Source organism: Leisingera sp. F5, assembly GCF_001593695.1.
In genome coordinates, this window is the sequence record NZ_LUKH01000114.1 from 1 (window position 1) to 5,890 (window position 5,890).

Genomic DNA, 5,890 nt, shown 5'->3' on the forward strand with positions numbered 1-5,890 from the left:
TGATGTTGTCGGCGGACACGGCCATGCGCTCTTCGAGAAAGCTTAGCTTATATCCCAGCGCATAGCGCCCATTGCCGGTGCGGCCCATGCGCGTTTCCAATTGTTGCACCATCACCTGTTCATCACGGGTTTCGGGGGCATCCACGGTGACGTTGGACAGCATTTTGGTGGCTGGCCCCGCAGGGCCATAAGCCGGAGCAAAGCCACAGCCCGCCAGGGCTGCGACCGCTGCGATCAAAAAGGTTCTTCGGCTAGACAACCACATTCACAATGCGCCCCGGTACAACGATGAGCTTCTTCGGTTGGCCCCCGTCCAGGGCCTTGACCACAGCATCATGCGCCAGTGCCAGCTTTTCAACCTCTTCCTTTGGCATGTCCTTGGGCACGCTGATTTCCGCGCGACGTTTGCCGTTAATCTGGATCGGCATGGTCACGGTGTCGTCCACCAGCATTTTCTCGTCCGCGATGGGCCATGCGGCGGTGGCGATCAGGCCCTCGCCCCCCAGCATCTGCCAGATTTCCTCGGACAGGTGAGGAGTCATCGGCGACATCAGGATGGCCAAGGTCCGCGCGGCCTCGGTCTTGGCTGCTTTGCCCGCTTTGGATTTCGCCAGCGTGTTGGTGAATCCGTACAGTTTCGCGATCGAGGCATTGAACCCAAAGGATTCGACACCGCCAGTCACGTCGTGAATGGCCTTGTGCATCGCGCGCAGCAGGGCCTCGTCTTCTTTGGCGTTGTCGGCCGCATCACTGTCCAGAATGTCCGAGACAATGCGGTGCACGCGGGCCAGATGCTTGGCTGCGGCTTCGGCACCCGCGGCGGTCCATTCCACGTCACGTTCGGGCGGGCTGTCGGACAGAACGAACCAACGGGCGGTATCCGCGCCGTATTGCTGGATGATCTGCACCGGGTCCACGACGTTGTTTTTCGACTTGGACATCTTGGCCGATGGGATGATTTCGACCTCGCTGCCATCAGCCAGCTTGCCGTCCGTCACGTCTTCGGGCAGGTGATAGACCGGGCGGCCATTGGCGTCGCGTGTCTGATAAATCTCATGTGTAACCATGCCTTGGGTGAACAACGCATTGAACGGTTCGATCGCCTTTTCAGGCAGGTGGCCTGTTATCTGCATCGCACGGGCAAAGAAACGCGAATACAGCAGATGCAGAATCGCATGTTCAATACCGCCGATGTATTGATCGACGTTCATCCAATATTCAGCTTCGGCCAGATCGGTGGGTGTTTCGGCGCGCGGTGCAGTGAAACGGGCGAAATACCAGGACGAATCGACAAAGGTGTCCATGGTGTCGGTTTCGCGCAAAGCAGGCTTGCCGCAGGAGGGGCAGGCGCAATCGCGCCAGGTCGGATGGCGGTCCAGCGGGTTGCCCGGAACCGAGAAGTCGATGGCCTTGCCGTCTTCGTCATAGGGCAGGGCGATCGGCAGGTTCTCTTTCTTTTCCGGCACCACGCCGCAGTCTTCGCAATGGACCACAGGGATAGGGCAACCCCAGTAGCGCTGGCGGGAGAGGCCCCAATCGCGGAGGCGGTATTTGGTGACGCCCTTTCCCCAGCCGGCTTTCTCGGCAAAGTCCACTGTGGCGTTGATGGCTTCTTCACCGGTGGCCTCGGTCAGCCCAGCGAAATGATCGACCCAGCGGACCTTCTCAGACTTGGCCGGCACGAACGCCTCGTTGGCAACCGGAGAATCATTGTCCAGCGCAAAGAAGGTATCGGTGACCGGCAGATCATACTTGCGGCAGAAATCCAGGTCGCGCTGGTCATGCGCCGGGCAGGCAAAGATCGCGCCGGTGCCGTAGTCCATCAGGATGAAGTTGGCGATCCAGACCGGCAGCTCCCAATCCGGGTTCAGCGGGTGCTTTACGCGGATGCCGGTGTCATAGCCCAGCTTTTCCGCCGTCTCGATGGCTTCCTCGGTGGTGCCGCCTTTGCGGCATTCAGCGACAAAGGCTGCAACGTCTTCCGATTCGGCTTCCAGCGCCTTGGCAATCGGGTGGTCGGGCGAAATGCCGACAAAAGATGCGCCCATCAGGGTGTCGGGGCGGGTGGTGTAAACCTCAATGGGCTCTGCGCCATCTGTGCGCTCAAACGAGAACTGCAGGCCGCGAGACTTGCCGATCCAGTTTTCCTGCATCAGGCGCACCTTGGCGGGCCAGTTTTCGAGAGCATCCAGCGCCGACAGCAGTTCTTCGGACATATCCGAGATCTTGAAGAACCATTGCGTCAGCTCGCGCCGCTCCACCAGCGCGCCCGAGCGCCAGCCGCGGCCGTTCTCGACCTGCTCGTTTGCCAGAACGGTCATGTCGATGGGGTCCCAGTTCACCACCGCGTTCTTGCGGTAGACCAGGCCCTTTTCCAGGAAATCCAGGAACAGCGCCTGCTGCTGTCCGTAATACTCCGGGTCGCAAGTGGCAAACATGCGTGTCCAATCCAGCGACAGGCCCAGCGGTTTCATCTGCTCAACCATCGTATCGATATTGGCGTAGGTCCAATCCTTGGGGTGCCCGCCCGAGGCCATCGCAGCATTTTCGGCCGGCATGCCAAAAGCGTCAAACCCCATTGGGTGCAATACGTTATGGCCGGTAGACAGCTTGTAGCGCGCGATTACGTCGCCCATCGTGTAGTTGCGGACATGCCCCATGTGCAGTTTGCCCGATGGATAGGGGAACATCTCCAGCACATAGTACTTCGGCTTGCCGCCGGTGCGCTTGGCCTGAAAGATCCCGGCCTTGTCCCAGGCTTCCTGCCATTTAGCTTCGATTTCCGTGGCGGAGTAACGCGACATCAGAGCGGTCCTTTGCATGAAAACGCCGGGCAAGTGGCCCGGCGCTTCTGATAATGGGGTTTGGCTGGTGTTTCCAGAGCGCAGAGGGTCAGAGTTTTTTGTCTGCGATCCGCAGCTGCCGCGCGCGGGAAAGAATCGCGTCCTCAACCGCGCGGGACGTGCTGGCGCTGACCGGGCCGCCCTTGGATTGCAGCGCAACGTTCAGAGAGCGCGCGTCCAGGGCCGGGTCTTTGATGTGAACGGTGGCACGGTAAGTGCGGCCGCCGCCCGGCGGGGTGCCATAGCCGGTGGTGATCACGCCGGTAAAAGGATCAACCGATTGCACCGGCAAAAAGCTCAGCACATCCAGGCTCGCGGTCCACAGGTAGCGGTTCACCTGAACGGTCTGGTCCGGCTTGGCGTTCAAAAAGTCAAAGACGGAGGACTTAGTCGCTTCGCCCTGGATCTCTTCTTTGTGACTGATTGTGCGTGCAGTGCTCGAAGGGGCTTTGCCGCCCCGGCCGCCGCAGGCCGCAAGGCTAAGACAGATTGCGCTGATTACTGTAACCCGCAGGGTCTTTCCGTATTTCATAACCGCTCCCGGAGCCAATTTCTGCGCGAACACCTAACGCAAGCCGTGTTGGCGGAGCAAGGGCTTTGGCCTCCATGGCCCTGCACCTGTTCGTCATTTTCAGGGAAAACTGCCGGTAAGAGTGGCCAACGGTGCGGTTCTTGCCGCCGGGACAGTGCGGACTGTGGCAAAGCTGCACCATCCGGGCTTGCATCGTTTCCTGAGACTTTCCCAAGCCTTGCCAAAACGGGGGTGAAAGAGCGAAACCCCTTGGCATACCCACGCCGGATTCCCCGGTTTGGGCATAGGATTAGAAAACCGAGGGAAAAACATGAAAAAGGTTCTCTTCGCGACTACCGCGCTGATCGCCACCGCAGGCATGGCCGCGGCAGAAGTCAAAATCTCCGGCTACGGCCGTTTTGGTCTGGACTACAACGAAGCCAACAAAAACGTTGCTGGCCGTTCCGACACCAACATCACCAGCCGTTTCCGTCTGACCTTTGACGTGTCGACCGAAACCGACAGTGGTGTGACCGTTGGTGGTCGTGTCCGTGCTCAGTCCCGTAGCCGTGATGGTGTAGCAGGCACTGTTGGCTGGTCTGCACCGCAGTTCCACGTTGCATACGGTGGTCTGCGCGTGAATGTCGGCAACATTTGGGGTGCAATCGACTCCGCTCCCGGCCTGTATCTGAACACCACCTCGGTCGATACCGGTATTGACGGCATGGGCTTCCACAGCCTGGCCATCGGCAATGCCTTCAACTGGGATACCTTCACCTCCGCAGGCGCTGGCCGCAACGGTGTTGAAGCTCTGTACTCGGCAGGCGGCTTCAGCGGTCACATCTCCTACTCGCAGTCGAATGGCGGCACCACTCTGGGTTCCGCAGACGGCCTGCAGCGCACTGCAGTCATGCTGAGCTACTCCTTCGGTGACTACTTCGTGACCGGCGCATACCAGTCCGAAGACAACGGCACTGTCGTAGCCAAGACCGACGGTAGCACCGAGAGCTCTGGCGACGGCATGGGCTTCTTCGCAATCGGCGGCGACTTCGGTCAGTTCGGTGCAACCCTGTCCTACGGCACCACCGAAGAAGCCGACGCTGTGACTCTGGCAGGCGACGTTGAAATCGGTGCAGCCTCGACCCTCGTCGCATGGGTGAATTCCACCGACATCGAGACCGACGTGACCGCGGCAACCCAGACTCGCACCGACGGTACCTCCTTCGGCATCAACTACGAGTATGACCTGGGCGGCGGTGTGACCTTCGTTGCTGGCTATGTGAACAACGCAGCGGACGACGACGATCAGCAAGTTCAGGCAGGTCTGCACTTCAGCTTCTAAGCTGAAGCACGCCTAGCGTGAATTTAGGGCGGGTTCCTTCGGGAGCCTGCCCTTTTCTTTTGCCCCTTAACATTTGCAGGCAAACAGTGTTTTTTGCGGCCAAACAGCTATGAGGCCATATCCATGCCGCTTGAAGATATCAGTTCCCGAATCGCCAAAGCTGAACAGCAGGCCGGCCGTATGCCGGGCAGTGTGCAGCTGATTGCGGTATCCAAGGTGCAGCCGGACGAGCGGGTCGAGGCGGTGCTGCAGGAAGGCCATCGCTGTTTCGGTGAAAACAAGGTGCAAGAGGCTGCTGGAAAGTGGCCGGGATTCGCGGAACAGTTTGACGGCATCGATTTGCATTTGATCGGCCCGTTGCAGACCAACAAAACCCGCCAGGCGATGGAGCTGTTTGACAGCATTCACTCAGTCGACCGGCCCAAGCTGGCCAATACGCTGGCCCGGCTGGCGCAGGAGCTAGGCAAGTGCCCGGAATTGTTCATTCAAGTGAATACCGGCGAGGAGGAGCAAAAGGCAGGCGTCATGCCGTCCGATGCAGATGCTTTCATCGCAGACTGCCGCCAGCTCGATCTGCCTCTCATGGGGTTGATGTGTATCCCGCCTGCGGAAGAAGAGGCCAGCCTGCATTTCGCGCTGCTGGCAAAGATTGCTGAGCGCAACGGGTTGAAGGGCCTGTCGATGGGAATGAGCGGCGATTTCGAGAAAGCCATTGCACTTGGTGCCACCCATGTTCGCGTCGGCTCTGCCATTTTCGGCGCTCGCACCTATTGAGGCCCAAAAGTTTTGGGCAAAACTATTGCCAAGACTTTTTGAAAAGTCTTGGCTGCGTCAGGTGCGTGCCAGCGGCGGGACAATGACCCGGGATCCTAGTTGCACCCGGTCAGCAAGCCAATGGAGATCAGTGCGTGAAAACGCGATGCAGCCTTCGGTGGGGTATCCAGGACGGCGCCATTGGTGAATGAAGATCGCAGAACCGCTTCCCGGAGTTGCGGCTGGCCAGTTCCAATCGGTGATCAAAACCAGATCATACAGCGGATCACTGCGCCGCAGTCTTTCATGGCTGAACGAGTGCGGTGCCCGCACATGATGATTGTAATTTTCATCTCCTGAATCATCCGACCATAGGTCCTGCGGACCAATGGGCTTGGCCCAGGAGGCAGGGCGGCACAGCCTGTCGGGGCGGTAATACAT

Annotated in this window: 5 protein-coding genes; 2 read left to right on the forward strand and 3 right to left on the reverse strand. The window is 59.3% G+C overall.

Annotated features, from left to right (window positions below; genetic code table 11):
- Positions 1-251 precede the first annotated feature (251 nt).
- Entirely contained in the window at positions 252-2,804 is a 2,553-nt protein-coding gene (gene leuS, locus A2I95_RS25085) for a leucine--tRNA ligase (RefSeq protein WP_291734294.1), read from the reverse strand.
- Between the two features lie 88 nt (positions 2,805-2,892).
- Complete coding sequence (locus tag A2I95_RS25090) at positions 2,893-3,375, reverse strand: DUF3576 domain-containing protein (protein WP_027256835.1); 483 nt, start codon at positions 3,373-3,375, stop codon at positions 2,893-2,895.
- 310 nt (positions 3,376-3,685) lie between these two features.
- Here A2I95_RS25090 and A2I95_RS25095 point away from each other — a divergent pair, with 310 nt between their 5' ends.
- On the forward strand, positions 3,686-4,696 hold the full coding sequence (locus A2I95_RS25095; RefSeq protein ID WP_027256834.1) for a porin: 1,011 nt from the start codon (positions 3,686-3,688) through the stop codon (positions 4,694-4,696).
- Positions 4,697-4,819: 123 nt separating this feature from the next.
- Positions 4,820-5,470, forward strand: coding sequence for a YggS family pyridoxal phosphate-dependent enzyme (locus A2I95_RS25100; RefSeq protein ID WP_291734298.1), 651 nt, complete (start codon positions 4,820-4,822; stop codon positions 5,468-5,470).
- A 57-nt stretch (positions 5,471-5,527) separates the two neighbouring features.
- Here the strand turns inward: A2I95_RS25100 and A2I95_RS25105 are convergent.
- The coding region (locus tag A2I95_RS25105) for a L,D-transpeptidase family protein (RefSeq protein ID WP_291734300.1) at positions 5,528-5,890 on the reverse strand (363 nt) is incomplete at its 5' end.

Coding starts and splice junctions, on each gene's coding strand:
- leuS (WP_291734294.1), bottom strand. CDS start 2,804: ATGTCGCGTTACTCCGCCACGGAAATCGAAGCTAAATGGCAGGAAGCC.
- A2I95_RS25090 (WP_027256835.1), bottom strand. CDS start 3,375: ATGAAATACGGAAAGACCCTGCGGGTTACAGTAATCAGCGCAATCTGT.
- A2I95_RS25095 (WP_027256834.1), top strand. CDS start 3,686: ATGAAAAAGGTTCTCTTCGCGACTACCGCGCTGATCGCCACCGCAGGC.
- A2I95_RS25100 (WP_291734298.1), top strand. CDS start 4,820: ATGCCGCTTGAAGATATCAGTTCCCGAATCGCCAAAGCTGAACAGCAG.